Source organism: Paenarthrobacter sp. MSM-2-10-13 (assembly GCF_011605365.1).
Lineage (GTDB): Bacteria > Actinomycetota > Actinomycetes > Actinomycetales > Micrococcaceae > Arthrobacter.
In genome coordinates this window covers 119,433-144,546 of the sequence record NZ_JAAOXO010000007.1, presented here as the reverse complement: position 1 = coordinate 144,546, position 25,114 = coordinate 119,433, and the positions used below count along the sequence as shown (strand labels likewise).

Genomic DNA, 25,114 nt, shown 5'->3' with positions numbered 1-25,114 from the left:
ATTCACGTCTCCCTTGAATCCAGTCAACCCGGGCTTCCTAGGCTCGGTCGTATGGAAAACATCTCCCGCCGATCCCTCATCACCGCCGGCCTCGGGGCCGGACTCGTCGCCGCCCTGCCTGGCACCGCCGTCGCCAGTCCCGCCGTAGCGGTTTCAACAGCGGACGACGCCGGTCTCCGCACCCATCCGTTCACACTTGGCATCGCATCAGGCGAACCGTGGCCCGACGGCTTTGTGATCTGGACCCGGCTGGCAGTGAACCCCGTGGCTAAAGATGGCTTGGGCGGCATGCCCTCCCGCAACGTCGCCGTCGCCTGGGAAGTCGCAGAAGATCCGGCGATGCGCCGGGTAGTAGCCCGCGGCGTCGAACATGCCAGAATCGAAACCGCCCACTCGGTGCACGTAGAACTCAAAGGTCTCCGACCCGGCCGGGAGTACTTCTACCGCTTCCGGACAGGACGGCACCTGAGTGAAGTTGGCCGCACCCTGACAAGCCCCGCACCCGGCGAGACCCCTGCTGCGCTGGCCATGGCATTCGCCAGCTGCGCACAGTACGAGCACGGCTACTTCACCGCGTACAAGCGGCTGGCCGAAGACCATCCGGACCTGGTGCTGCACCTCGGCGACTACCTCTACGAGTACAAAAAGGACAGCTACGTGATCGGCGGCGGCAACCCCCGTGATCATGAGGGCCCGGAGACAGTCAGTCTGGCGGGTTACCGCCAGCGGCACGCCCAATACAAGGCCGATGCCGATCTGCAGGCTGCGCACGCAATCGCGCCTTGGCTGGTGGTGTGGGATGACCACGAGGTGGACAACAACTGGGCGGACGAGATCCCCGAGAACAGCGACCCCGGCCAGCTCAACGACACCACGGAGCACTTCCGGCAGCGCCGCTCCGCAGCCTTCCAGGCGTACTACGAAAACATGCCGCTGCGCGCGTCATCGGTTCCGGCTGGATACGACATGAAGATCTACCGCACCATCCAGTGGGGCCAGCTGGCCAACTTCCACATGATGGACACCCGCCAGTACCGGGACGACCAGCTCGCCGGGGACGGCTGGAAGAAGAACGTCGCCGAGCGCCTGGATGAAAACCGCACCATCACCGGCGCTGAGCAGGAAAAGTGGCTGCTGGACGGATTCAAGAACTCCACGCAACGCTGGGACATCCTGGGCCAGCAGGTCTTCTTCGCCGAACGGGACCGCGACAAGGCGCCGAACATCGACGACGTCTCCATGGACGGCTGGGACGGCTATGCCGCTTCCCGCCGCAGGATCACCCAAGGCTGGTTGGACGCCAAGGTGCGCAACGCCGTCGTACTCACCGGCGACGTTCACCGCCACTGGGCCACCAACCTCAAAGTGGACTACAAAGACCCTGCGGCAGCGGTGGTGGGAACAGAACTGGTGTGCTCGTCCATTACCTCCACGGGTGACGGCACAGGATCCACCACCGACCCCACCATGGCCTGGAACCCGCACCTGAAGTTCTACAACGACAACCGCGGCTACGTGAACACGCGCATCACCAAGGACGCCATGACCGCGGACTTCCGTGTACTGGACTATGTCACCACGCCGGGCGGCCCGGTCAGCACCAAGAAGTCATTTACCATCAACGATCGCGTCCCCGGCCTCTCCTGAATTTTTGTACAGATAATGCCCTCCTGCGGCGGCTTTAGGGGCATTATCTGTACAAAAACCCGGGCATGCGCCGTGCGCTACGGGCATCTCCGGGAGTAGCCTTGTTCCAGTTGAATTAGTGGATCTCCGTCCGGCTGGGGTTCTTCCGTGGGCCATGTGCAATCGTCGCTGTCCGACCTCCTGGGGGTACTTTCCAACGCCGTCGCCCCTCAACACGTAAGGTTCGACGACGGGTCCCCCACCGCCGTCGTTCCGCCACCCGACGCTCCGGTCACCGTACGCGCCGTAACCCTCAACAGGGTTGGGCGGTCACGCCGCGACGGCCCGGCACTGGATCTGGAGCTGAAGGTGGCCGTTGAATGCCACGGCCCTGAGCAGTTGGACAACATGGAGCAACTGCTTCTGGCTGTGGAACTCCATGGCCAGTACTCAGTGGTGTCCAACGGCGAGTTCCGGCCTGCGGAGTATGACGGCGCAATCGGGCAAGGGCTGGGTTTTCTGGTCTGCATCCCTGTATCCCTCCGCTTCGAGGAACCGTCGGATCCGCCCGCACAGGCGGCAGTGGGCAACGCGGCTGCCGGACGCCGCATCCGGGGACGACTGGTGGATGGCCACAACAAGGGCATCTCCGACGCCTACATCCACGCGCATTCATCGGCTACTGCCGCCGTCAGTGACGCGACCGGGCACTTTGAGGTCCTGGCTTCAGCGGACGATATTCAGCACTTCGCTGTTGCTGTGGACGGCACTGAACGGGAAGTTTCGGCAAGCACCCGGCGCCTTCCCGTGGTCTTACGCTGGGTCTGATTCCCGAACAGTTTGCTCACCCGGGCCGCTGCCATGAAAAGATCAACCATGCGTCCGATGCAGCACTCCAGCAAACTTCAGAATGTCCGCTACGAACTCCGTGGGCCCATCCTCCAAGCGGCCAAGGCCATGGAGGCCGAGGGGCACCGCATTCTCAAAATGAATCTGGGTGACACGGCACCGTTTGGACTGGAGGCACCGGAGTCTGTTGTGGTGGATATGATCCATCACCTTCGCGGCGCACAGGGTTACAGCGACTCCAAGGGCATTTTCTCCGCCCGCACCGCCATCTCGCAGTACTACCAGACGCGCGGACTGATGACGATCGGCGTCGAAGATGTCTTTGTTGGCAACGGCGTCAGCGAGCTCATCTCCATGACCCTGCAGGCGTTCATGGAGAACGGCGACGAAATCCTCATCCCGGCGCCCGATTACCCTCTGTGGACCGCAGCGGTGACCCTGACTGGCGGAAACCCGGTGCACTATTTGTGCGATGAGGAGGAGAACTGGTGGCCGGACATGGCCGATGTCGAAGCCAAGATCACCCCGCGCACCAAGGGCATTGTGATCATCAACCCGAACAACCCCACCGGCGCCGTCTACCCCCGGCACATTCTGGAACAGTTCGCGGACCTGGCCCGTAAGCATGACCTCGTTCTGTTCTCGGATGAGATTTACGAGAAGATCCGCTACGTCGATGCCCCCCATATTCACACGGCCTCGGTTGCGGAGGACGTCTGCGTCTTGACCTTCAGCGGGTTGTCCAAGGCGTATCGCATGCCCGGATACCGGGCAGGTTGGGTTGCTGTTACCGGCCCCCGAACGGCAACCGCTGCTTACCGGGAGTCCTTGGAACTGCTGGCCTCGTTGCGGTTGTGTGCCAACGTTCCGGCCCAGCACGCAATCCAGACCTGCCTGGGTGGGTACCAAAGCATCGAAGCGCTCATCCGTCCTGGCGGAAGGCTCCGCGACCAGCGGGACCTGGCGTGGAAGCTCCTCACCGCGATCCCGGGCGTCAGTTGCGTTCCCGCAGCGGGTGCCATGTATCTGTTCCCGCGCCTTGACCCGGAGATCTATCCCATTGCCTCGGATGAGAAGTTCGTCCTCCAGCTCCTGCAGGAACAGAAAATCCTGGTCTCGCACGGAACGGCCTTCAATTGGCCCACGCCGGACCATTTCAGGTTTGTGATCCTGCCGGCTACGGAGGACATTGAGGAAGCGGTGCGCCGGATCGACCATTTCCTCGCCGCGTACCGGAACCGCCCCGCGGACTCACCCAAGTAGGTCGCATTCGTGCGCGTTTTGAGCGCTCAAAACGCGCTCTGCTGCTACTTAGTTGGGTGCCCGCGAGCAGTTAGAGGGCAGGGTCAATCATGGTCATGCCAGCGGGGTTGGCTTGGTCGAACCCGGGCAACAGTGCAGCGGCGTCTTCCAAGCCAATGGTGCGTTCGATCAGCAGCTGTGGCTGGAGCGCGCCCTGTTCAATGAGCGCCATCATGCCCGGATAGTCCACGGCGGCCATACCGTGACTGCCCAAGAGGTCCAACTCCCAGCCGATCACCCGCGCCATGGGTACTTGCGGGTTACCGTCGACTGACGGCAGCAAACCGATCTGGACGTGCCGGCCCCGCCTGCGAAGGCTCAAGATCGCGTCGGCACAGGTCTGTTCACTTCCGACGGCGTCCACCGCCACGTGGCTGCCTCCGCCGGAGAGGGCGTTGACTGCGGCCGGGATGTCCGCACCATCAGCGAGCACAGTATGGTCGGCACCCAATCGCTCGGCAACAGCCAGGGCCTGGGGGTTCCGGTCCACGGCAATGACCTTTGCTCCCATGGCCTTAGCGATCATCACAGCGCTCAGCCCTACGCCGCCGGCGCCCACCACGGTCACCCACTCGCCGGCCTTCACCTGGGCACGGGCTGCCAGCGCACGGTATGCCGTGGCGAAGCGGCAGCCGAGGCTTGCCGCCGTCGTGAACTCAACACCGTCAGGAATGGCAACCAAGTTGCTGTCCGCAGCGTGCAGGGCCACAAACTCGGCGAACGATCCCCAGTGGGTGAAGCCGGGCTGCTGTTGGTCCGGGCACACCTGCGCCTCGCCGGCCAGGCACCATTCGCAGGTTCCGCACCCGCAGACGAAAGGGACGGTGACGCGGTCGCCCACCTTCCAGCGCTGAACGCCTTCGCCGACGGCGTCGATCACACCGGCGAGCTCATGGCCAGGCACATGGGGCATGGCGATGTCATCGTGGCCGGCCCAGGCATGCCAGTCGCTGCGGCACATGCCTGTTGCCAACACTCTCACCACCACACCTCCCGCGGGAGCCTGGGGTTTGGCGACTTCCCTCACGTCGGGCTGGGTCCGGACCTCATCAAAAACTACTGCGCGCACTGACCGACTCTAACAATTGGCCACCGCTGTCACACTTTCGGCGCCCACCATGCCCCGCATCAACATCGGCCGCAGCAACAAGACCTGGCCCCTTTGGCCCTTCTTTGGTTCTCCGGCATGGTCCTCGACCCCGAAAACCGGGCTTTGCTCCAGCAAAGATGGGCCACTTCGGCGGCAGGTGTGGGTCAGCCTGCCACCCGACGCCTCAGGCGCGCCACCAGCGTGGCGGCGAGTAACGCCGTCGTGATTTCCAGCCCGATCACCAGCAACAATCCGGCCGCGCCGGAGGTATCAACAGCGTTCGACGTCGGCCTGCCGCCATGGATGTGTCCGGCACCTCCCGCTCCAAGCAGCAGGACGGCATGGAGTCCCACCATTGCCAATGCGGAGATGGTCACTTGATGGAGTGCGCCCACCCGGCTGTGGCGCCATATGTGGACCGTGCAGGGGACGCAGACGGCGGCCAACGCGATCATGAGGATGCCCAGCCAGACGTCGTGGTGTCCCGAGGCTGCGAGCCAGAGGTGCACCAGGCACGAGACTGCCGTGAGCGCTGCGCAGATCCGGGGGTGCAGGACGGGCCCGGCTGACCGGACCCGTCCCGCCGTCGTGGTCATTGTGTGTCCCGGAGCGGTTCTAGTGGCAGTGCCCGGCGGGCTGGCTGTGATCTTCTGATTCGGCTGCCGCGCCTGTGCTGTGGCAGCTCGAACCCGAGGCGCTGGCCGGCACGTCCAGAACCGGGCTGCGGTCAAAGAAGCCTTCCGGCCGGAGTTTGAAGCCGACGGTATCCACGGGCATGATGGGCCAGTCCTCGACGCGCGGGAAATGCGTGAGGCCGAAGGTGTGCCAGAGGACGATGTCCTGACCGTCGATGTCGCGGTCCTGGGCAATGTAAGCCGGCAAGCCGGCGCCGCCGGAGTGTTGATTCACGAAGTCGCCCGTGGGGTAGCGTTCCTCGTCGGCGTAGCGGGTGACCCACACGTCCTTGGTGGCGAACGCTGCGCGCTTGGCGATGGACGAACCGGGATCGGCCAGCAGCGTGGGCTGGTTCTGGGCATGGAGTTTGTAGCCGACCGGCTCACCCAGACGGTTTTTTGATTCCGGGTTGGAGATGATCCAGGTGCGGCCTGCACGGGCGTCGGCTTCCCGGACGCCTTCGGATTCTTTGGTCAGGAGTGTGCGCTTGCGGGAGAACGCGTTGCCGCGCTCGTTGCCTGCGCCCATGGCCTGGCGGACTACGTCTTCTTCTTCCACGCGGTTGGTGAAGCCGTCAATGGCCATGTCCAGGCGCGCGCTGAAGAGGTGCTGGTGGAAGGGGGCACCGAGGCCCGGGGCGAGTTGGGAGATGTTGTCCGAGCCGCCTTCCGGGAACGCGCTGGTGAAGACGACGCCGGTGGCCTTGGCTTCGAATTCGATGGTGCCGTCCAAGTAGAGGTACCAGTAGAAGCCGTAGTCGTAGTTGCCGATAGTGGTGAAGAAGGAGATCACCAGGCGGCGGTTGCGGCGGGTGTAATTGATGCCGGTCCACAGGTCTGAGTGCTTGGAGAGGATGCCCCAGTCTTCCTCGTGCATGCAGATGCCGTTGCGGATTTCGCGGGGGTTGCCGAAGGCGTCGCTGATGACAGGGCTGAGGTAGGTGATGTCGCCCAGGCAGTCGCAGCCCAGTTCCAAAGAGTTGGCGTACTGGCCCACCAGGTACTCGCCGGTGTCGAAGTAGTTCTGCCAGGACCTGATGGGCGAAGGATCGCCGTAGGGAACCACCATCTCGGCGATGGAGGCGCGGTTGATGATCTGCCTTTTGCGGTCCCCGTCCTGGAAAGCCAGGTTGTGGAGGACAACTCCTTCGCGGACATCGAAGCCGACGTCCACGCTCCACTTTTCCCATTCGACGTGGTTGCCACCTGTGACGGTGAAACTGGGGCCCTCCGGCTGGGTGATGCTGATGGGTTTCTGGGTTTCGCGGAGCGGTCCAGTCAGTTCAGGATCCGTGTAGTTTCCGTGCTCTGCAGGGATCGGCATGACGCCAAGGTCGATCACCTGGGTGACTTCCTTGTTGACCACGTCCACGTAGGCTACGAGTCCATCCACGGGGTGCGCCCAAGCGCTGTCCTCCGGGAAGTCCTGCACGAACGCGAGCCCGCGGAGGATGCGCCGGCCCCTTTCATCTTCATATTCAAAGACGCCGGCGGACAGCGGAGCAACACGGACTTTGGTGACGTCCAGGTCCCGGGCATCGAGGGCGGCGAGCCACCGCTCATCGGTGGCGAGGAGTGTCTCCACCACTTCGAATTCCTCCTCCAGGACAGGGAGTTCGCCGGAGACCTTGGTGTCGAGCTCTATGGAGGAGAGGATCTCGCCGCGGGTCACGGAGACGAGGACGTCAGTGGGGGCGCCTCCGGAGATGTCGTGGAGGAAGACGCGGAAACGGCGGTCCTGCTCTGACTGGCCTCGGGCCGGGTCCACCAGTCCCAGATAGGCGATGCGCTTCTCGGCGCCTAGGTGTCCGGCGGCCTGCAGGATTCCCTGGACCTCAGAGATCTCGGCGCCCGTTGCCAGGGCGTACTGCGTTTCCACAATGGCGACGGCGTCTGTTGCTGTCTCAGATGATGTAAGCGTCATGGCTGCCTCTTGTCCGGGACCTGGAACGGTCAGGATTTATTTTCTATAGGTGTAGAGAATAACCAAAACGTAAGATGGGTCACAAGACCTGTCCAGCCTTTATTTTTTCGGGAGCCCGCCCAGTGCCAAAGATTGTTGACCACGATCAACGACGCCTCGAACTAGTGGACGCGACTTGGCGGATCATCGCGAGGCTGGGCATGGAAGGTGCAACCATGCGCGAAATCGCTGAGGAAGCAGGCTTCGCCAACGGCGCCCTCAAGCCCTACTTCCCCACCAAGGACCTCCTGCTGACGTCGGCGTTCGCGCACGTCTTCAACCGCACCAACCAGCGCATCGCCACCATGACGGATGGACTCTCAGGAGTGGCGGCCCTCCGCGCGTTCTGCGCCGAAGTCCTGCCGCTGGATGAAGAACGCGTCAACGAAGCCCGCATCGTGATTCCGTTCTGGCAGAAGGCGCTGAACGACGCTGACATGGCAGCACTCCACAGCGATTCCATGAGCCAGTGGCACGCCACCATCACGGCTCATTGCGCAGCAGCCCGGGCGGCCGGTGAGATCAGCACCCCTATCGGGGACGCCGCCGTCGCCGACCACCTGCTCAACATGATGCTCGGCGCACAGATCGTGGTGGCATTGTCCCCGGCTGAACATTTTTCGCAGGATCTTGCGGGGCAGTTGGATGACTATCTGGCGCTACTCGCGGCGTAGCTAGCTGGTCGCGCCGGAAGCCACGACTCCAACACCCAGCCCGGCGATCACACCGCTACTGACACGCTCGACGACGGTACTCACCTTGGGACGCTTGAGCCACCTCATCGCCTTGAACGCGACGACGGCGATCATCGACAGATAGGCGAAGGCGATGACAGCCACCACTACACCCAGGATGAGGGAGGTTCCCATGGTGTCGCCACCGTGCGGGATGAACTGCGGGACCACAGCCAAGTAGAACAGGCCCACCTTCGGGTTGAGCAGCGTAGACAGCGCCCCCGCCCCCATGGCCGAAAGCCGACTGTAAGGGAGGGGCGCGTCCGCGCTTGTTCCGTCGGCGCCGGCTTTGGCTGCCTTGCGGGATTTGATGAATGACGAAACGCCCAAATACAGCAAGTACAAGCCGCCCGCGATCTTGACCCAGCGGAACAGTTCCGCGGATTGCTCAAGGATGGCGGCTAGGCCCACTCCCACCAATGCAGCCCAGGCTATGGCGCCAACCGCAGACCCTGCCGCCGCAGCAATGCCCGCACTGGGACGGTTCAACGCGATGCGCAGGACAAGGAATGTGTCCGGCCCTGGCGTCACGGAAAGGACGAGGCATAGGCCGGCAAAGGCAGCGAGGGAAGCAAGAGTCACAAGCTCGATTATCAGGCACAGACCCCGCTTCGGAAAGCGTTCGCTTCCGGTCAAGGGCTGTTCGTGCATAGACAAGGTTTACGCACGTGGCTCCCACCACACTGGAAACATCGCCGCGTGCCTCACTGGCCGCCAAGAATTACTACATGAGCGGAGTACCAATGGAGACTTACGACGCCCTGCTGGCCTCGATCACCCCGGCCCCCGGCCAGAACAGCCGCACCATTTTTGACCCGGCGACGGGCGAGGCCGTCGGCGAAGCACCGGTTCACACTGTCGAGGACCTCGAATCCGCCATCACCGCGGCCGCCGCTGCCCAACCCGCGTGGGCTGCTCTGGGCCACGACGCCCGGTCCGCCGCGCTCATGAAAGCCGCCGACGCCGTCGAACGTTCCGCCGAAGAACTTGCCCAGCTCCTCTCCCGCGAGCAAGGCAAGCCGCTGAACGGCCCGAACGCGCGCTTCGAAGTCGGCGCCTGCGCAGCGTGGCTCCGCGCCACGGCCGCCACCCCGTTGGACCCCGAAACCGTAGTGGACGACGGCGAAACCCGCGCCGAACTGCACTACCGGCCCATCGGCGTCGTAGGTGCCATCGGCCCGTGGAACTGGCCCATGATGATCACCGTCTGGCAGATCGCCCCGGCCCTGCGCATGGGCAACGCCGTAGTGGTCAAGCCCTCGGAATACACTCCCTTGTCCGTGCTGGCACTGGCTTCGATCATCAACGAAGAGCTGCCCGAAGGCCTGCTGTCCGTTGTCTCTGGCGGGCGCGATGTCGGCGAAGCGCTGGCCTCGCACGATGCCATTGGCAAGGTCATGTTCACCGGCTCCACCGCCACAGGCAAGGCGATCATCCGCTCGTCCGCTGACACCGTCAAGCGGCTCACACTGGAACTTGGTGGCAACGACGCCGGCATCGTCCTGCCGGACTCGGACCCCAAAGCCATCGCCGAAGGCCTGTTCTGGGGTGCGTTCATCAACACAGGCCAGACATGCGCCTCCCTTAAGCGCCTGTACGTCCACGAATCCCAGTACGAGGCCGTCTGCAACGAGCTCACCGCTGTTGCTGCTGCGATGCCCATGGGTGTTGGGCTCGATGAGAACAACGTCCTTGGCCCGCTGCAAAACCGGCAGCAATTCGACATCGTCGCCCGGCTGGTGGAGGCCGCCCGTGACTCCGGCGCGCGTATCCTGGTGGGCGGAAACCCCGACGCCGACGCACCCGGCAACTTCTACCCCACCACCCTGGTGGCCGACATCGACAACGACAACCCGCTGGTGGCCGAGGAACAATTCGGACCCGCCCTGCCGATCATCAAATACAGCACCGTTGACGAGGCAGTCGCCAAAGCGAACGCGCTCGACGTCGGCTTGGGCGCCTCAGTCTGGTCCTCCGACTTGGGTGCCGCACGGGAAGTGGCTTCACGAATCCAGGCCGGCACCGTGTGGATCAACAAGCACGGCGCCGTGGACCCCCGCGTCCCGTTCGGCGGTGCCAAGCAGTCCGGCTACGGCCTGGAGTTCGGCGCCGAAGGCCTCAAGGCCCTGGGCGTCCCGCAGGTCATCAACGGCTAACCTTCCACCCAACTGAGTCGCAGCAGAGCGCGTTTTGAGCACCCAAAACGCACTCTGCTGCTACATAGATTGGGTCTTAGGGTGTCCAGTCACAGGGTGGACGCGGTTGGGAGGCCGGGCGCTCTGCATGTAACCATGAGCATCATGGCCCAGAAAATTGCGTACCAAGGTGAGCCCGGAGCCAACTCGGATCTCGCGTGCAAGGAAATGTTCCCCGACCTCCAAAGCGTTCCATGTGCGAGCTTTGAGGACGCATTTGAGCTGGTGTCCACTGGCGAAGTGGATCTGGCCATGATCCCGATCGAAAACTCCATTGCCGGGCGTGTGGCCGATATCCACGTCCTTCTCCCCCAGTCCAAGCTGCAGATCGTCGGCGAGTACTTCTTGCCCATCCGCTTCGACCTTTTGGGAATCCCGGGCAGCACCATTGAAGGCGCCACGGAGGTCCACAGCCACATTCACGCCTTGGGGCAGTGCCGCAGGATCATCCGGGAAGCCGGCCTCAAGCCCGTCATCGCTGGTGACACCGCAGGCTCAGCCCGCGAAGTCCGGGACTGGAACGATCCCCGGAAACTGTCCCTCGCTCCGCCGCTCGCCGCTGGCCTCTACGGGCTTGAGGTGTTGGCCTCCGGTGTGGAGGACGATCCCACCAACACCACACGCTTTGTTGTTCTGGCCCGTGAACGCGAGCTTCCCACCAAGGAAGAACTGCCCGGTCCAGCGATCACCAGTTTTGTTTTCCGAGTCCGAAACGTTCCGTCGGCCCTTTATAAGGCACTAGGCGGTTTTGCGACCAACGGCCTCAACATGACGCGGCTGGAAAGCTACATGGTGGGCGACGAATTCGCCGCCACCATGTTCCTTTCCGATGTCGAGGGGCACCCTGCGGATGCTCGTCTCCGCCGTGCACTGGAGGAACTCGAGTTCTTCACCACCGAGGTTCGGGTCCTTGGTGTTTACGCCGCCGATGGTTACCGCGAACGGAACACCGTCAGCGCCTAGTCCAGGTTGGCCCCGGAACGGCCGTGAGCCAATCCCGTGGGGATGCCAATGAGCACCGGTTCCGGAGCGGAGCAGCAACCGCCGGACTGCTCGCCCTCCGAGGACTGAACTGCGGCAGGCACGTCGCAGCTGGTACCGGCGTCGGATGAGCAGACACCGGTTTCGGGTAGCTCCAGGTGCACCGTGTCAGCCGCCGCCTGATCCCCGCCCAGCGCGGCAGCCACGGAACGGACCTGCTCGTAGCCGGTGGCCAACAGGAAGGTGGGTGCACGGCCGTACGACTTCATGCCCACGATGTAGAAGTCTTTCTCCGGGTGGGCGAGAACCTTCGCGCCGTGCGGCGGGACAGTGCCGCAGGAGTGGAACTCGGGATCGATCAGCGGGCCCAGTTCCGTAGGGGCTTCAACAGCAGGGTCCAGGTTCAGGCGCAGTTCCCGGAGCATGTCCAGATCGGGGCGGAAGCCGGTACAAGGCACGACGACGTCCGTCACCACACTGCGACCGTCACCGGAGGTTACGGTCACGCCGTTCTCCGAATCGACCAGCGAGTTGATGCCGAAGCTTGTGTGCAGTTCGATCGTGCCGGCATCCACCAGACGGCGAAGCCGGGAGCCGAGCTGTCCGCGTGCGGGCAGGCCGTCGGCATCACCGCCGCCGTAGACCTTCTCCGGGGATGCACCGCGGATGGCCCAGAGAATGCGTGTTTCGGGCTCTGTCCTGGCCAGTTCCGCGAGGTTGATCAGCGTGTTCGCTGCGGAGTGGCCTGCTCCGACCACCAAGGCACGTCGGCCAGCGAACGATGCCCGATCGCGTCCGGAAACATCGGGAAGGGGTGAGGAGATCCGGTCTGATGCGCGGACCTCACCGATAGCAGGTAACCCTGACGTACCAAGGGGATTGCGGGTGGACCAGGTGCCGGAGGCGTCGATGACAGCCGACACGGTGTAGTCGCGCACCTCCCCATCAGCGTGTTCCACTCGGACCATAAACGGGGTGGTGTCGCGGTCGCGCACGTGGGTTTTATCGAGGCCGGCGCGGGTAACCGCGGTGACGCGTGCGCCGGTCTGCAAACGGGAGGCAAGGGCCGGGTGTGCTGCCAACGGACTGAGGTACTTATCAACAAGTTCGCCGCCGTAGGGCAGGGCGGTCAGCCGAGGCGACTCCCAGCCCGTGGGCTCCAGCAACCGAACTGCCGCTGCGTCGAGGTTGAATCGCCACGGGGAGAACAACCGTATGTGCCGCCACTGCTCAATCGCTGAACCCGCTGACGGCCCGGCCTCGAAGATTATCGGTTCCAGACCCCGCTCCAGCAGGTGGGCCGCTGCAGCCAAGCCGATGGGGCCGGCGCCGATCACGGCGACAGGAAGGTTCTCAACCATGGGTAACTCATACCTCCGTTGGGTAAAGCTCAGAAGTGGGTGGGCTCTTCGACCAGTGCTGTTGCAATGCTGTCGGCGTCGTCCAGGGCAGCGAGGTAACGCTCAGCGTCGAGGGCGGCAGCGCATCCTGTGCCCGCCGCAGTGATGGCCTGGCGATAGCGGTGATCCACGGCGTCGCCACACGCGAACACACCGGTGAGGTTGGTCATGGTGGTTGGCGAGGCCACCTTGATGTAGCCCTCGGCGTCGAGGTCCACTTGTCCCTCCACCAGTTCTGTTCGCGGCAGATGACCGATGGCTACGAAGATTCCTGTGGCGGCCTGCTCTCGGGTTTCACCGGTACGCGTGTCCTTGAGCGTCACTCCCGTGACCTTCGTGTCTCCATGGATGGCCGTGATAGCCGAGTTCCAAGCGAAGGTGATCTTGGGATTGTCCTTGGCACGCTGCGCCATGATCCGGGATGCCCGCAGCTCACCCTTCCGGACCACTACCGTGACGGACTTCCCAAAGCGCGTCAGGAACGTCGCTTCCTCCATGGCGGAGTCACCACCACCAACAACGATGATGTCTTGCTCACGGAAGAAGAAGCCGTCGCATGTGGCGCACCAGGATACTCCGTGGCCGCTGAGCTTCTTTTCCTCCGGAAGACCGAGCTCCTTATACGCCGAGCCCGTAGCGAGAATGACGGCAGGTGCCTCGTGGGTCTCACCGGCTCCGGTGACTACGCGCTTGAGGTGAGCCTTGAGATCAACCTCAGTGGCGTCGTCGAACACTATCCGGGCCCCGAACTTTTCCGCTTGCTCCTGGAGTCCATCCATGAGTTCGGGTCCCTGAATACCGCCAGGGAAGCCGGGGAAGTTTTCCACTTCGGTGGTGTTCATGAGGGCGCCGCCGGCGGTGACGGAACCTGCCAGCACCAGGGGATTCAAGCCGGCTCGGGCCGCGTAGATCGCCGCTGTGTAGCCAGCAGGGCCGGACCCGATAATGATGAGTTGTTCGTTGCTCACGGGAGTTGCTCCTGGTAGTCGGGGTTACTTGGCCGCGGGGATCAGTGACGCGATAAGGCCTTCGATGCGGGTCTTGATATCGTCGCGGATCGGCCGGACCGCGTCCACACCTTGCCCGGCGGGGTCCTCAAGAACCCAGTCCTCGTAGCGCTTGCCGGGGAAGTACGGGCACTCGTCTCCGCAGCCCATGGTGATCACGACGTCTGATTCTTTGACGGCTTCAGTGGTGAGGACTTTGGGGATCTCGGCCGACATGTCGATACCAAGCTCAGACATGGCTTCCACCGCGGCGGGGTTCACCTTGTCTGCGGGCTGCGAGCCGGCTGAACGGACCTCAATGGCACCCTTGGAAAGGGTGGTGAGAAAAGCTGCGGCCATCTGCGAGCGCCCTGCGTTGTGAACGCAGACGAACAGAACGGACGGCTTCTTAGCGGTTTCGGTGCTCACGGTGTTCTCCTGTGTCAGTTGGGTCTGGTCGGGATCGATCCGCACCAATGCCGCGATGTGTCATATCGATAATCATCGATGCATTGAGTATCGGTCCATAGATTGATGATTGTCAATATATTGAGGGCTGCAGAGCTAGGCGGCACGCAGCCGGGGGGCGAGATCGTGGACTCGGCGTGAAATGTCGGCGAACGCGTCCTCAAACGCTTGCTCGCTATCAAGTCGCACCGGATCCGGAATGGACCAGTGAATGCCCTGGAGCCCCGGCAGCTCCTCGTGGGCGTTATCGCAGACGGTGATCACCAGATCTTCGGCACCCGCCACGTGGTCGATCAAGCGGGGCTTGACGCCCCCAAGGTCCAAGCCGTGGCGGCGGGCAACATCCACGGCACCGGGTGCCACATGTTCGGCCGGATGCGTTCCCGCCGAAACCGCTGGGATGTCACTAGCCGTTCGCCACAGAGCGGTAGCCAGTTGCGAGCGGGCGCTATTGCGGGTGCACACAAATAAGACGCGCCGCGCCCCGTGCTCGCGGCCGGGAGTGAGGCCTTCCAGAGCGCCGGGCGCCAGACGAACATAGCTTCGGCGCTTGTCAGCCTCGGAACGATGCCGCACCGCCAGCCCCGCGAGTTCCATGGATCGCAGATGGTGCGACAGCAGATTCGCCGGCATCCCCAATTCCGATTGCAGCTCCGTGGGCGACAGGTCCCCCAAGGTGAGCAGGTCTACGATGCGGAGCCGCGCAGGGTCACTCAGGGCCGCGTACTTGGCGGCTCTCTCCAGAAGAGCTGCCCTCTCCAGAGGGCTTGAGCTTTGATCAATATTCATTGATTCAATTTTGACTGAACTACTTTCATCAGTCAAGCTGTCTTCATGACTTCTTCCCCGACCGCCCTCTGGCGGCGCGCCTTCGCCGAAGCACTGGGTACCTGCCTGCTGGTAGCCATAGTCGTCGGCTCCGGCATCGCGGCCCAGCAGCTCTCCCCGCATGACGTCGGCCTGCAGTTACTGCAGAACAGCACCGCCACCGTGCTCGGGCTGACCGTCCTCATATTGGCCTTTGGCCCCATCAGTGGCGCGCACTTCAATCCGGCGGTGTCACTGGTGGACTGGGTTCTGGCCAGGCGAACCGGCAGCGGGCTGTCGCTAGGGGAATTAGGCGCGTACATTGCGTCGCAGACTGCGGGCGCCATCTGCGGCAGCGTGCTGGCGAACGCCATGTTTGACGTGGGTACGTCAATCTCCAGCAAGGAGCGCACAACTCCGGGCCACCTGTTGGGCGAAATCGTGGCCACGGCCGGACTTATTCTGCTGATTTTCTCCCTCGCCGCAACCAAACGTGGCTTCTTGGCAGCCCCAGCTGTTGGCGCCTACATTGGGGCGGCTTATTGGTTCACTTCCTCGACGTCCTTCGCGAACCCCGCAGTCACGGTAGGACGGGTCTTCAGCGACACCTTCGCAGGGATCGCACCCGCCTCCGCGCCTGGATTTGTTCTGGCGCAGTTGGTTGGCGCTGCCATAGGACTGGGACTTCTGGCGATGCTGTTCCCCACGGAATCGCGCGCACCAGAGGACGTCGTAGTACCGCACCCAGCGGACAAGCACGCATGACCCACCCTTACACTCGGGGGTAATGCCCAAGTAAAGGACATTGATAGCCGTCAATGTAGGCGCATAATGGGTTCATGACCGCCTTACCGATACTGCAAGCCGCCTCGGAGCAAGACTGCTGCGAAGCAACGGGCCACCCTGCCCTGAATGCGGACGAAGCCAAGCGGAAGGCAACGGTTTTCAAAGCCCTCGCAGACCCTAACCGGCTGCGGCTTCTGTCCATGGTCAAGGCTGAACCGTCAGGAGAATCCTGCGTCTGCGACCTCACTGAGCCACTGGGCCTGGGACAGCCGACGGTGTCGCACCACCTGAAGATCCTTGTGGATGCAGGCTTGCTTCACCGGGAGAAGCGCGGCACGTGGGCGTATTACTCCATGGTCCCGGGCGCATTGGACAATGTAGCCGGAACCCTGGCCGCGCTGTGACGGTAGCGCTGAGGGCTATGGAGCCCAAAGACTGGCGGGCAGTCAGGGAGATCTTCCAGGAAGGAATCGACACCGGCTACGCCACTTTCGAAACAAATGCCCCCGAATGGGCTGCCTTCAACAACTCCAGGCTTCCGGACCACCGGCTGGTAGCGGTCAATGAGACGGGCGTGATCCTCGGCTGGACCGCAGTCTCACCGGTTTCCTCGCGTCCGGCCTACGCCGGCGTCGTTGAGCATTCCATCTACGTTGCGGGCGCTGCACGCGGCCACGGCGTTGGGAAACTCCTTCTGCAGGCCCTGGCTGCTTCCACCGAGGCGCAGGGAATCTGGACCATCCAGTCCAGCATTTTCCCGGAGAACGAGGCCAGCCTTCGACTCCATCAAGCCAATGGGTTTGCCATTGTCGGGCGGCGGAACCGTATTGCTCGCGTGAGCACCGGACCCGCCGCCGGACAATGGCGCGACACCCTGCTGCTAGAGCGCCGCTCGCCCGTCATTGACTGACGCTTACCGCCCCACCGACGCCTGCTCCTCCTCACGAGGACCCACAACGTCCGTGGAAGACTCACGCGCAAGCTTGCTCGGCCACCAGATCTTGCTGCCGATGTCGTAAGCCAGCGCGGGCACCAGCAGGGATCGGACCAGCACCGTGTCCAGTAGCACGCCGAATGCCACGATGAAGGCGAGCTGGACCAGGAACATGATGGGAATGACACCGAGGGCTGCGAACGTGGCCGCCAGGACCACGCCGGCAGAGGTGATCACACCACCGGTGACGGCCAGTCCGCGCAGGATGCCCGGACGTGTCCCATGTTTCAAGGATTCTTCCCGGACCCGACTCATGAGGAAGATGTTGTAGTCCACGCCGAGGGCCACCAGGAACACGAAACCGAACAACGGCACAGTGGCGTCGGCACCGGAGAAGCCGAACACTCCGTTGAAGACCCAAGCAGAAACTCCCATAGCGGCGCCGTAGGAGAGCACCACGGACAGCACCAGCAGCACCGGCGCCACCACCGAGCGCAGCAGGAGCATCAGGATGAAGAGGATGACCACCAGCACGATCGGGATGATGACCACCAGGTCGCGCTGGGCTGTGGTGTTGGTATCCAGCGCAGTTGCTGTCACGCCGCCCACCAATGCTGCGGAATCAACCTCGCGAACAGCCACACGCAACGACTTCACGGCCTCTTCAGCCTCAATCGAGTCTGCCGCCGAGTTCAACGTGGCATTGATGAGGACCCTGCCGTCGCGAACTGCCGGCTCAGCAGGAGCGCCGGGGGCACCGGTGATGGGAACATTTCCGTCAGCCAGCAGGTAGGCGTCACCCACGCCGTCGGCTGCTTTGACCTTGTCCAGGACCTGCTGCGCGGAACCTTGTGAGGCGACCACGACGGCGGGGCTGCCGCTACCGGCGTCGAAGTGGCGCGCCAGCGCTTCCTGCCCGTCCACGGCGTCGGACGCGGAAAGTATGACATCCGTTTGCGGAACCCCGTTGGCCTTCAACTGCAACAAGCCTGTGGAAGCGACCAGGAGGAGAAGGACCGAAGCCACCCACACAACCCGCGGGCGCTTGGAGACCAGACGACCCGTGGCGCGCCACAGACCCTTTTGCCCCTCAAGGCCGGTGACAATCTCCGGTTCGCGTTCGTCGTCGGGCAGCAGCTTGGGCCGGAAGGGCCAGAAAGCCGAACGGCCCAGCAACGCCATGAGCGCGGGCAGCAGCGTGAGCGCAGCGAACAAGGAGCAAAGAATACCTGCGGCGGCTACAGGTCCCAGCGCCTTGTTGGAATTCAGATCGGAGAACAGCAGGCAGAGCAGCGCAATGATGACAGTGGCCCCGGAAGCGAGGATGGGCTCGAAGGAGGCCTTCCATGCCGTGATCACCGCTTGGGTGCGGTTGGCGGTGTGCGTGAGCGCCTCCCGGAACCGCGCCACGAACAGCAGCGCGTAGTCCGTCGCGGCGCCAATGACCAGAATGGACAGGATGCCTTGGCTCTGGCCGTTCAACTGAATCCAGCCGGCCTTCGCCATTCCAAACACCAGAAGGATCGCGGCGCACAGGGCAAACACGGAGGTGAGCAGCACTGCGATTGGCAGCACCACCGAGCGGTAGACCAGCAGCAGGATTACGAACACGGCACCCAGGGCAACCAGCAGCAGGATGCCATCAATTCCACCAAAAGCGTTGACGAGGTCGGCGGTCAGGCCTGCCGGACCAGTGACAAATGCCTTCATGCCGTCCGGCGCGCCGGGCTGCACGACGTCACGCAGCTCCTGGACTTTCTCCCGCAGCTCATCCGAGGACGCCATGGGGACAACGAACTGAACTGCCTTGCCGTCTTGCGACGGGATGGGCCCGACGACGGCGCTCCCCAGCTTGAGCGCCTCAATGTCGGCTTTCAGCTGGGCTGCTTCGCCCAGCTGCGCGGGGGTGAAGGAAGCGTCACTCTCGATGATGACAATTGCCGGGATCTCTTCGGAGTCCCGGAATTTGGCCTGCCAGTCAGCGGCTTCCGTGGCTTCGGCGCCAGCGGGAAGGAAGGAAGCTTGGTCGTTGGATGAGACCTCTTCCAGTCGGCCGAACGTGGGGCCGCCGATTCCTGCGATGCCCAGCCAGGTGATGACCAGCACCACTGGTATCAGCCAGCGCAGCCAGAACGGTATCTTCTGCGAGTTCATGAGTCCTTCTTTTGGTGGGAGTGCTTGAGGGCTTTATTCCATCATAGATTATCTCTATGATGGAACTATTCCAAGACCTCATTACTATGAATGCCGGAATCCCTTATGGCTGGGAGTAATATCCGGAAGGCAGTAATCACATGACAACGCTGGCAGGAGGGCGGACATGTCGAACCCCACAGACCCGCGCCCCGGCGAGGGGCGCCCCGAGAACGCGGCTCCCCAAGAACTTGTGCGGCTCCTCCAGGACTTCACCCTCGAGGCCAACCACTATGTAGACGCCGCAGGCGGCCGGAACGACATGCACCGCACGGACCTCAACGCGCTGGCCGTCATTATGCGCCACTCCGCAGCGGGCAAGGTAGTCACCCCGGGTGTTCTCCGCGCCGAACTCCGGCTCAGCTCCCCTGCCACTACCGCATTGGTTGATCGCCTGCACGCCTCCGGACATGTGGTGCGCGAACGACTCGGGACGGACCGCCGGCAGGTCCAGTTGCAGATGACCCCCAAGGCGTACCAGGACGGAAGCGCCATGTTCATGCCGCTCGCCATACGCATGGGTAAGGCAATGGCCGCTTACAGCCCTTCGGAGCTGGCGCTGGTGACCCGGTTCATGACTGACATGGTGGAGGCCACCCTCGCCGCCCGCGAAGAAGCGGCCCAATCCGAACCCAACTGAGTCGCATTTGTGCGCGTTTTGAGGGTCCAAAACGCGCAAAATGCGACCCAGTTGGGTAGCGTTTCCCTATGAACGCGCAGCAGCCTGAAGATGTCTATACCCACGGGCACCACGAGTCGGTTGTCCGGGCCCACGCCTCACGGACGGTCGAGAATTCGGCCGCGTTTGTGATTCCCCATCTCACCCCCGGAACGTCAGTTCTCGACGTCGGGTGCGGACCCGGCAGCATCACCTGCGACTTCGCGGGGCTGGTTGCGCCCGGGCAAGTGATCGGCTTGGACCGGTCCGCCGACATCGTGGCACAGGCCACCGAACTGGCAACCGAGCGCGGCGTGGACAACGTGACCTTCCAGACCGGCAACATCTACGATCTCGACTTTGAGGACGAGTCCTTCGACCTCGTTCACGCACACCAGGTCCTCCAGCACCTGACAGACCCCGTCGCCGCCCTCCGTGAAATGCGCCGGGTGGCGAAACCCGGTGCCATAGTTGCGGTCCGCGACGCCGATTTCCACGGCATGAGCTGGTACCCGGAAGTCCCCGAGCTGGACGACTGGATGGAGCTCTACCAGAAGATCGCCCGCCGCAACGGAGCAGAACCCGACGCCGGCCGTCGCCTTGTTTCGTGGGCCCAGCAAGCAGGATTCACTCAGGTAGCGCCCACCAGCAGCAACTGGCTCTACGCCACCGCCCAACAACGCGCGTGGCAGTCCCGGGTCTGGAGCGAACGGGTGCTGCACTCAGCGTTCGCCGAGCAAGCCTTGGAGTACGGTTTCGCCAACGAGGCCGACCTCGCCCGGATTGCTGCAGGCTGGCACCGCTGGGGAGCCTCCGACGACGGCTTCTTCCTCATTCCCAACGGCGAGGTGATCGCTCGGGCATAATCTCCGGAGAAAGTTTGCCGAACCATGTAGAAAAGCCCGCCGCAGTTCCGACCCATGAGTGAAAGCACCTACAAAGGGCGCCCCTCACAAGGAGTTTGAGATGAAATACATGATCATGATGTTCGGTTCTGCCGAGGGCATGATGGAGACCGCTGACCCTGCATGGATTCAGGAAATGATCGGATTCATGATCCAGATCGACAAGGACCTGACCGAATCCGGTGAGATGGTGTTCAACGCGGGCCTCGCCGATGGCAGCACCGCGAAGCTCGTCAAGCAGACCCCCGACGGCGTCATCACCACCGACGGACCCTATGCCGAATCCAAGGAGTCGCTTGTTGGGTATTGGGTGGTCGATGTTGCCAGCGAAGAACGCGCGGTGGAGATCTGTTCCAGCATTGTGAAGTACGCGCAGGTAGTCGAACTCCGCGCAGTTCAGGAAGCGCCGCCGGAGGTCTAACTGGGCTCCCCGCCGGACGCACGAATCGAGGACCTGCTGCGCACTCTGGCGCCGCAGGTCCTCGGCGTGCTGGCACGGACACACGGCCAGTTCGATGCCTGCGAGGATGCCGTCCAGGAGGCACTCCTTGAGGCCTCACTGCAGTGGCCTTCCGGACTCCCGGACAACCCGAAGGCATGGCTGATGGCTGTCGCGTCACGCCGGCTGGTTGATAACTGGCGAAGCGAAAGCGCCCGCCGCGCCCGCGAGGAACGTGTTGCGGCCATGGACGCCGACTTCCACTACAGCTCAGTTTCGGAAGCCGACGACACCCTCACCCTGATGTTCCTCTGCTGCCACCCCGCGTTGACCGCACCATCGCAACTCGCCCTAACGCTCCGGGCAGTTGGAGGACTCACGACGGCGGAAATCGCCTCAGCTTTCCTGGTCCCCGAAGCGACCATGGGTCAGCGCATCAGCCGTGCGAAACAGGGGATCCAGAAGGCAGGAGCCACGTTCACCATGCCGCCGCCTTCCGAGCGCAAGGCAAGGCTCGGCGTCGTACTTCACGTGCTGTACCTGATCTTCAACGAAGGCTACGCGGCCAGCTCGGGTCCGTCGCTGCAGCGTGAGGAACTCACCACTGAAGCCATCCGGGTGACGCGCCTGCTCGTTGCCATTGCGCCGCGAGAGCTGGAGGCGACTGGCCTGCTGGCACTGATGCTGCTCACCGATTCCCGACGCTCAGCCCGTGCGTTGGCGGACGGAACGCCTGTGCCGTTGGCGGAGCAGGACCGGCGCCTCTGGAACCGGGACCAGATCGAGGAAGGCATCACTCTGCTGTCCGCCGTGCTGGGTCGCGGTGCCGCGGGGCCCTATCAGCTCCAAGCGGCCATCGCTGCCGTTCATGCAGAGGCCGCCTCCAGCGATCAGACCGACTGGCCTCAAATTCTGGCGCTGTACACAGTGCTTGAAGCGGTGGCACCCAGCCCCGTGGTCACGCTGAATCGCGCGGTTGCCGTGGCCATGGTGCATGGTCCGGCCGCCAGGCTTGAACTGCTGGCGGGACTGGATACGGCGCTGGGCCGCACACACCGTTTGGACGCCGTGCGGGGCCACCTGCTGGAGATGTCCGGCGCCTATGTGGAGGCCCGCGCAGCGTACCTCTTGGCGGCCAAGAAGACCGGAAGCCTGCCCGAACGAAAGTACCTCATGGAAAAAGTCGCGCGGATGGACCAGCAGTAACCCCATATAGTCGGAACCATGGAACAACGCATACTTGGCAAGACCGGCCGGTCCGTCTCCACCGTCGGACTGGGAACGTGGCAACTGGGAGCCGATTGGGGTTCCGTCACCGAAGAGGACGCCTTTGCCGTCCTTGAAACCTCGGTGGAAGGCGGCGTCAATTTCTTCGACACCGCAGACGTCTACGGCGACGGGAGGAGCGAGCAGTTCATCGGCCGCTTCCTCCGCGCCAACCCGGACACGGACATCACGGTTGCCACCAAGATGGGCCGCCGCGTGGATCAGGTCCCCGAAAATTACACCTTGGAGAACTTCCGGGCGTGGACCGACCGCTCCCGGCGCAACCTGCAGCAGGACACCTTGGACCTCGTTCAACTGCACTGCCCTCCCACGTCCGTCTACAGCAGCGACGAAATCTACGACGCACTGGACACCCTCGTCAGCGAAGGGGCCATCCGCAACTACGGCGTCAGCGTTGAGCGCACCGATGAGGCCCTCGAAGCCATCAAGCGCGGGAATACTGCATCCGTGCAGATCATCCTCAACGCCTTCCGCCTCAAGCCCTTGGATGAGGTTCTGCCCGCAGCCAAGGAAGCGGGCGTAGGCATTATTGCGAGGGTGCCGCTGGCGTCCGGTTTGCTGTCCGGGAAGTACACGCCGGACACCGAGTTCCCTGAAAACGATCACCGCAATTACAACCGCGACGGGTCTTCCTTCGACGTCGGCGAGACGTTCTCAGGCGTCGATTTCGCAACCGGCGTCAAGGCCGCGCAGGAGTTCAGCGGATTAGTGCCCGACGGCGTCAGCACCGCCCAAGCGGCCCTCGCCTGGGTCATCGCGCAGGACGGTGTCACCTCGGTCATTCCCGGTGCACGATCCGCTTCGCAGGCAGCGGCAAATGCCGAGGCAGGTGGCCTGCAGTCTGTAGGCGCCGGGCTCACGGACGGGGTCCAGGACATCTACGACCGTTACTTCCGCGCAGCGATCCACCCGCGCTGGTAGCTGCCGGGCCGCCGTCGGGCGTTAACGTTCGACGGCGTCACCAGCCGCCGCGCGTCGGCGTATGTCCCTTTCGGGCTTCTTCAGGCATCGGCATCTCTGCCCGCAATCCGAGGAGCCGGATGGGACGGTCCGGCTCGATTTTTCCGCTGAGCTCCAAGGCCTGCGCAAGGACTTCCCCGCGGTCGAAAGTCTCGGGAATCTTCCTGGCGTAGGTCTTGGTGACGAACGGTGCGTAGCGGACTTTCAGGGTCAGCCCGATCACAGGGCGTCCCTCCGCCGCGACGTCTTCCAGGACGCGGGCGGTCAGTTCCTTGATGGCGTCGCTGATCTGGGCGGGCGCGGTGAGGTCCTGTTGGAAGGTGGTCTCGCGGCCATGTGCCCGGGCCACCCACGGAGTGTCATCCACTTCGCTGGAACCCTCACCGCGTCCCAACTGCGCGTACCAGGGGCCCATCTTCGGACCGAATTCCGGGACGAGATCCTGGGGATTGCACGCGGCGAGCTCAGCCACCGTGGTGATGTGGTGCTTTGCCAGCCGTTGGGACACTTTGCTTCCAATGCCCCACAATTCCTTGGTGGGCTTGTCGCCCATGACGTCCAGCCAGTTCTCCTTGGTCAGCCGAAAGATGCCTGCCGGTTTGCCGAAATCCGTGGCGTTCTTGGCACGGACCAACGTGTCGCCGATGCCTACGCTGCAGTGCAGCTGCGTTTGCTCCAGGACGGCGGCCTGGATCTGCTTGGCGTAGGCGTCCGGATCCTCCGTTTGGATGCCCACAAAAGCCTCGTCCCAGCCGAGCACTTGAACCGTGGCTCCCGGCTGCGCGCGCAGCGTGGTCATCACCACGTCCGAGGCCGCCAAGTACGCCTCCTGATCAACCGGCAGGATGATGGCGTCGGGAACTTTCCGGGCTGCGATCCTGAGGGGCATCCCGGAACCGACGCCGAACGCCCTGGCTTCATAGGACGCGGTGGACACCACAGCCCGCTCCGTGGGGTCCCCCCGGCCTCCTACGATGATCGGTTTGCCCGCGAGCTCGGGCCGCCGGAGCATCTCTACAGCGGCAATGAACTGGTCCAGATCGACGTGCAGCACCCACGGGATTCCGCTCACGGCACCAGTTTGCCCTAAGCCGCGGCTTGGGCTGTAGCTTCCTGACCCACTTTGAGGTTTGGGAGCGCCATAATCAACCCATTCCGGGTGCATTCCGTGGTCAGCGCAGCCAAACAGGGTCAGGAAGCAACGCGTCCAAACCACCCACTTCACGGGCATAAGCTGAGATGTGCAGTTTTCACTCTGGCTGGCCCTGGTTGGCGCCGGCACCCTGATCAGTTTCACTCCCGGCGCCGGTGCCATTTTCACCATGAGCAACTCGCTCAATTCCGGCTTCCGACGCTCCATCTGGGGCATCCTTGGTCAACAGGTGGCCTTGGTCATCCACATTGTGATCGTCGCTCTGGGCGTTGGCGTGCTGGTGTCCAACTCGCCGGTGATCTTCAATGTGATCCGCTACGCCGGCGCCGCATACCTGGTGTACCTGGGCATCCGGCAGTTCCTGCACAAGCCGGACCTGGACAAGGAAGAGGTTGAGGACAAGAAGAACGAGTCCGCCCTGTCCATGTTCCAACGCGGCATCTGGGTGAACCTGCTGAACCCTAAAGCCATTGTGTTCTTTCTGGCCTTCATGCCCCAGTTCATTAGGCCAAACGAACCCCTGCTTCAGCAGTATGTGGTGCTCTCTGCCACGGTGATTGTCATTGACATCATGGTGATGTGGTTCTTCTTCGCCCTCGCAGCCCGGTCCTTCCAAAGATTCACCCATGACCAAAAGGGCCAGAAAGTCCTCAACCGCGTCTTTGGCTGCTTGTTCGTGTTGGTCGGCATCCTGCTGGCAGTTATCCACTAGCCACGGCGCGTC

Annotated in this window: 25 protein-coding genes; 15 read left to right on the top strand and 10 right to left on the bottom strand. The window is 63.3% G+C overall.

Features of this window, described 5'->3' with window-relative positions; all coding sequences use genetic code 11:
• Positions 1–51: 51 nt before the first annotated feature.
• From HAV21_RS14685 to HAV21_RS14675, 3 genes are all read left to right on the top strand, one after another.
• Positions 52–1,647, top strand: coding sequence for an alkaline phosphatase D family protein (locus HAV21_RS14685; RefSeq protein ID WP_166842229.1), 1,596 nt, complete (start codon positions 52–54; stop codon positions 1,645–1,647).
• A gap of 147 nt (positions 1,648–1,794) precedes the next feature.
• Positions 1,795–2,454 (top strand): hypothetical protein, encoded by a 660-nt coding sequence (locus HAV21_RS14680; RefSeq protein ID WP_166842228.1) that lies wholly within the window; start codon positions 1,795–1,797, stop codon positions 2,452–2,454.
• Positions 2,455–2,502: 48 nt separating this feature from the next.
• On the top strand, positions 2,503–3,738 hold the full coding sequence (locus tag HAV21_RS14675) for a pyridoxal phosphate-dependent aminotransferase (RefSeq protein ID WP_166842227.1): 1,236 nt from the start codon (positions 2,503–2,505) through the stop codon (positions 3,736–3,738).
• A gap of 70 nt (positions 3,739–3,808) precedes the next feature.
• Here HAV21_RS14675 and HAV21_RS14670 read toward each other — a convergent pair whose 3' ends face one another.
• The 3 genes from HAV21_RS14670 to HAV21_RS14660 all read right to left on the bottom strand — a co-directional run bounded on the left by HAV21_RS14670 (position 3,809) and on the right by HAV21_RS14660 (position 7,465).
• Positions 3,809–4,846 carry a zinc-dependent alcohol dehydrogenase family protein gene (locus HAV21_RS14670; protein WP_166842226.1) on the bottom strand — a complete coding sequence of 346 codons (1,038 nt, stop codon included), beginning with the start codon at positions 4,844–4,846 and terminating at the stop codon, positions 3,809–3,811.
• A 185-nt stretch (positions 4,847–5,031) separates the two neighbouring features.
• Positions 5,032–5,463 (bottom strand): hypothetical protein, encoded by a 432-nt coding sequence (locus HAV21_RS14665; protein WP_166842225.1) that lies wholly within the window; start codon positions 5,461–5,463, stop codon positions 5,032–5,034.
• A 19-nt stretch (positions 5,464–5,482) separates the two neighbouring features.
• The gene (locus HAV21_RS14660) at positions 5,483–7,465 is read right to left on the bottom strand and encodes a primary-amine oxidase (RefSeq protein ID WP_166842224.1); all 1,983 of its coding nucleotides are present in this window, start codon (positions 7,463–7,465) and stop codon (positions 5,483–5,485) included.
• 122 nt (positions 7,466–7,587) lie between these two features.
• Here HAV21_RS14660 and HAV21_RS14655 point away from each other — a divergent pair, with 122 nt between their 5' ends.
• Positions 7,588–8,178, top strand: a complete 591-nt coding sequence (locus tag HAV21_RS14655; RefSeq protein ID WP_166842223.1) for a TetR/AcrR family transcriptional regulator — start codon at positions 7,588–7,590, stop codon at positions 8,176–8,178.
• Here HAV21_RS14655 and HAV21_RS14650 read toward each other — a convergent pair whose 3' ends face one another.
• Positions 8,179–8,820, bottom strand: coding sequence for a LysE family translocator (locus HAV21_RS14650; protein ID WP_166842222.1), 642 nt, complete (start codon positions 8,818–8,820; stop codon positions 8,179–8,181).
• Between the two features lie 161 nt (positions 8,821–8,981).
• Here HAV21_RS14650 and HAV21_RS14645 point away from each other — a divergent pair, with 161 nt between their 5' ends.
• Both HAV21_RS14645 and HAV21_RS14640 read left to right on the top strand, forming a co-directional pair.
• Positions 8,982–10,394 (top strand): aldehyde dehydrogenase family protein, encoded by a 1,413-nt coding sequence (locus HAV21_RS14645; RefSeq protein ID WP_166842285.1) that lies wholly within the window; start codon positions 8,982–8,984, stop codon positions 10,392–10,394.
• A 144-nt stretch (positions 10,395–10,538) separates the two neighbouring features.
• Entirely contained in the window at positions 10,539–11,396 is an 858-nt protein-coding gene (locus HAV21_RS14640) for a prephenate dehydratase (protein WP_166842221.1), read from the top strand.
• Here HAV21_RS14640 and HAV21_RS14635 read toward each other — a convergent pair.
• From HAV21_RS14635 to HAV21_RS14620, 4 genes are all read right to left on the bottom strand, one after another.
• Positions 11,393–12,775 carry an NAD(P)-binding domain-containing protein gene (locus HAV21_RS14635; protein WP_166842220.1) on the bottom strand — a complete coding sequence of 461 codons (1,383 nt, stop codon included), beginning with the start codon at positions 12,773–12,775 and terminating at the stop codon, positions 11,393–11,395. The two genes, HAV21_RS14640 and HAV21_RS14635, sit on opposite strands and share 4 nt — an antisense overlap.
• Positions 12,776–12,804: 29 nt before the next feature.
• Complete coding sequence (trxB, locus tag HAV21_RS14630; protein WP_166842219.1) at positions 12,805–13,782, bottom strand: thioredoxin-disulfide reductase; 978 nt, start codon at positions 13,780–13,782, stop codon at positions 12,805–12,807.
• Between the two features lie 24 nt (positions 13,783–13,806).
• Positions 13,807–14,229: an arsenate reductase ArsC gene (locus HAV21_RS14625; protein WP_142937795.1), complete on the bottom strand. Its 423-nt coding sequence runs from the start codon at positions 14,227–14,229 to the stop codon at positions 13,807–13,809.
• A 135-nt stretch (positions 14,230–14,364) separates the two neighbouring features.
• Complete coding sequence (locus tag HAV21_RS14620; RefSeq protein WP_166842218.1) at positions 14,365–15,057, bottom strand: helix-turn-helix domain-containing protein; 693 nt, start codon at positions 15,055–15,057, stop codon at positions 14,365–14,367.
• A 45-nt stretch (positions 15,058–15,102) separates the two neighbouring features.
• Between HAV21_RS14620 and HAV21_RS14615 the strand changes: the two genes are divergently transcribed.
• The 3 genes from HAV21_RS14615 to HAV21_RS14605 all read left to right on the top strand — a co-directional run bounded on the left by HAV21_RS14615 (position 15,103) and on the right by HAV21_RS14605 (position 16,771).
• On the top strand, positions 15,103–15,840 hold the full coding sequence (locus tag HAV21_RS14615) for an MIP/aquaporin family protein (RefSeq protein WP_166842217.1): 738 nt from the start codon (positions 15,103–15,105) through the stop codon (positions 15,838–15,840).
• A gap of 74 nt (positions 15,841–15,914) precedes the next feature.
• Positions 15,915–16,265: a metalloregulator ArsR/SmtB family transcription factor gene (locus tag HAV21_RS14610; RefSeq protein ID WP_166842216.1), complete on the top strand. Its 351-nt coding sequence runs from the start codon at positions 15,915–15,917 to the stop codon at positions 16,263–16,265.
• A gap of 17 nt (positions 16,266–16,282) precedes the next feature.
• Positions 16,283–16,771: a GNAT family N-acetyltransferase gene (locus tag HAV21_RS14605; protein ID WP_208096887.1), complete on the top strand. Its 489-nt coding sequence runs from the start codon at positions 16,283–16,285 to the stop codon at positions 16,769–16,771.
• Between the two features lie 3 nt (positions 16,772–16,774).
• Here the strand turns inward: HAV21_RS14605 and HAV21_RS14600 are convergent, their stop codons facing one another.
• The gene (locus HAV21_RS14600) at positions 16,775–18,949 is read right to left on the bottom strand and encodes an MMPL family transporter (protein ID WP_166842214.1); all 2,175 of its coding nucleotides are present in this window, start codon (positions 18,947–18,949) and stop codon (positions 16,775–16,777) included.
• Positions 18,950–19,115: 166 nt separating this feature from the next.
• Between HAV21_RS14600 and HAV21_RS14595 the strand changes: the two genes are divergently transcribed.
• The 5 genes from HAV21_RS14595 to HAV21_RS14575 all read left to right on the top strand — a co-directional run bounded on the left by HAV21_RS14595 (position 19,116) and on the right by HAV21_RS14575 (position 23,198).
• The gene (locus HAV21_RS14595) at positions 19,116–19,628 is read left to right on the top strand and encodes a helix-turn-helix domain-containing protein (RefSeq protein ID WP_166842213.1); all 513 of its coding nucleotides are present in this window, start codon (positions 19,116–19,118) and stop codon (positions 19,626–19,628) included.
• 68 nt (positions 19,629–19,696) lie between these two features.
• Complete coding sequence (locus HAV21_RS14590) at positions 19,697–20,512, top strand: methyltransferase domain-containing protein (protein ID WP_166842212.1); 816 nt, start codon at positions 19,697–19,699, stop codon at positions 20,510–20,512.
• Positions 20,513–20,612: 100 nt separating this feature from the next.
• Positions 20,613–20,972 (top strand): YciI family protein, encoded by a 360-nt coding sequence (locus HAV21_RS14585; RefSeq protein WP_062068338.1) that lies wholly within the window; start codon positions 20,613–20,615, stop codon positions 20,970–20,972.
• Positions 20,973–22,196, top strand: a complete 1,224-nt coding sequence (locus HAV21_RS14580; protein WP_208096924.1) for a DUF6596 domain-containing protein — start codon at positions 20,973–20,975, stop codon at positions 22,194–22,196.
• 18 nt (positions 22,197–22,214) lie between these two features.
• Complete coding sequence (locus tag HAV21_RS14575) at positions 22,215–23,198, top strand: aldo/keto reductase (RefSeq protein WP_166842211.1); 984 nt, start codon at positions 22,215–22,217, stop codon at positions 23,196–23,198.
• Between the two features lie 37 nt (positions 23,199–23,235).
• Here HAV21_RS14575 and HAV21_RS14570 read toward each other — a convergent pair whose 3' ends face one another.
• Entirely contained in the window at positions 23,236–24,291 is a 1,056-nt protein-coding gene (locus HAV21_RS14570; protein WP_166842283.1) for a DNA polymerase IV, read from the bottom strand.
• 187 nt (positions 24,292–24,478) lie between these two features.
• Between HAV21_RS14570 and HAV21_RS14565 the strand changes: the two genes are divergently transcribed.
• Positions 24,479–25,102, top strand: a complete 624-nt coding sequence (locus HAV21_RS14565) for a LysE family transporter (protein ID WP_142937784.1) — start codon at positions 24,479–24,481, stop codon at positions 25,100–25,102.
• Positions 25,103–25,114 lie beyond the last annotated feature (12 nt).

Bases quoted from the DNA above. Each gene is read 5' to 3' on its own strand.
- HAV21_RS14605 (WP_208096887.1), top strand. From the start codon at position 16,283: ATGGAGCCCAAAGACTGGCGGGCAGTCAGGGAGATCTTCCAGGAAGGA.
- HAV21_RS14675 (WP_166842227.1), top strand. From the start codon at position 2,503: ATGCGTCCGATGCAGCACTCCAGCAAACTTCAGAATGTCCGCTACGAA.
- HAV21_RS14635 (WP_166842220.1), bottom strand. From the start codon at position 12,775: ATGGTTGAGAACCTTCCTGTCGCCGTGATCGGCGCCGGCCCCATCGGC.
- HAV21_RS14665 (WP_166842225.1), bottom strand. From the start codon at position 5,463: ATGACCACGACGGCGGGACGGGTCCGGTCAGCCGGGCCCGTCCTGCAC.
- HAV21_RS14600 (WP_166842214.1), bottom strand. From the start codon at position 18,949: ATGAACTCGCAGAAGATACCGTTCTGGCTGCGCTGGCTGATACCAGTG.
- HAV21_RS14620 (WP_166842218.1), bottom strand. From the start codon at position 15,057: ATGAATATTGATCAAAGCTCAAGCCCTCTGGAGAGGGCAGCTCTTCTG.
- HAV21_RS14645 (WP_166842285.1), top strand. From the start codon at position 8,982: ATGGAGACTTACGACGCCCTGCTGGCCTCGATCACCCCGGCCCCCGGC.
- HAV21_RS14575 (WP_166842211.1), top strand. From the start codon at position 22,215: ATGGAACAACGCATACTTGGCAAGACCGGCCGGTCCGTCTCCACCGTC.
- HAV21_RS14685 (WP_166842229.1), top strand. From the start codon at position 52: ATGGAAAACATCTCCCGCCGATCCCTCATCACCGCCGGCCTCGGGGCC.
- HAV21_RS14640 (WP_166842221.1), top strand. From the start codon at position 10,539: ATGGCCCAGAAAATTGCGTACCAAGGTGAGCCCGGAGCCAACTCGGAT.
- HAV21_RS14585 (WP_062068338.1), top strand. From the start codon at position 20,613: ATGAAATACATGATCATGATGTTCGGTTCTGCCGAGGGCATGATGGAG.
- HAV21_RS14610 (WP_166842216.1), top strand. From the start codon at position 15,915: ATGACCGCCTTACCGATACTGCAAGCCGCCTCGGAGCAAGACTGCTGC.
- HAV21_RS14590 (WP_166842212.1), top strand. From the start codon at position 19,697: ATGAACGCGCAGCAGCCTGAAGATGTCTATACCCACGGGCACCACGAG.
- HAV21_RS14660 (WP_166842224.1), bottom strand. From the start codon at position 7,465: ATGACGCTTACATCATCTGAGACAGCAACAGACGCCGTCGCCATTGTG.
- HAV21_RS14595 (WP_166842213.1), top strand. From the start codon at position 19,116: ATGTCGAACCCCACAGACCCGCGCCCCGGCGAGGGGCGCCCCGAGAAC.
- HAV21_RS14615 (WP_166842217.1), top strand. From the start codon at position 15,103: ATGACTTCTTCCCCGACCGCCCTCTGGCGGCGCGCCTTCGCCGAAGCA.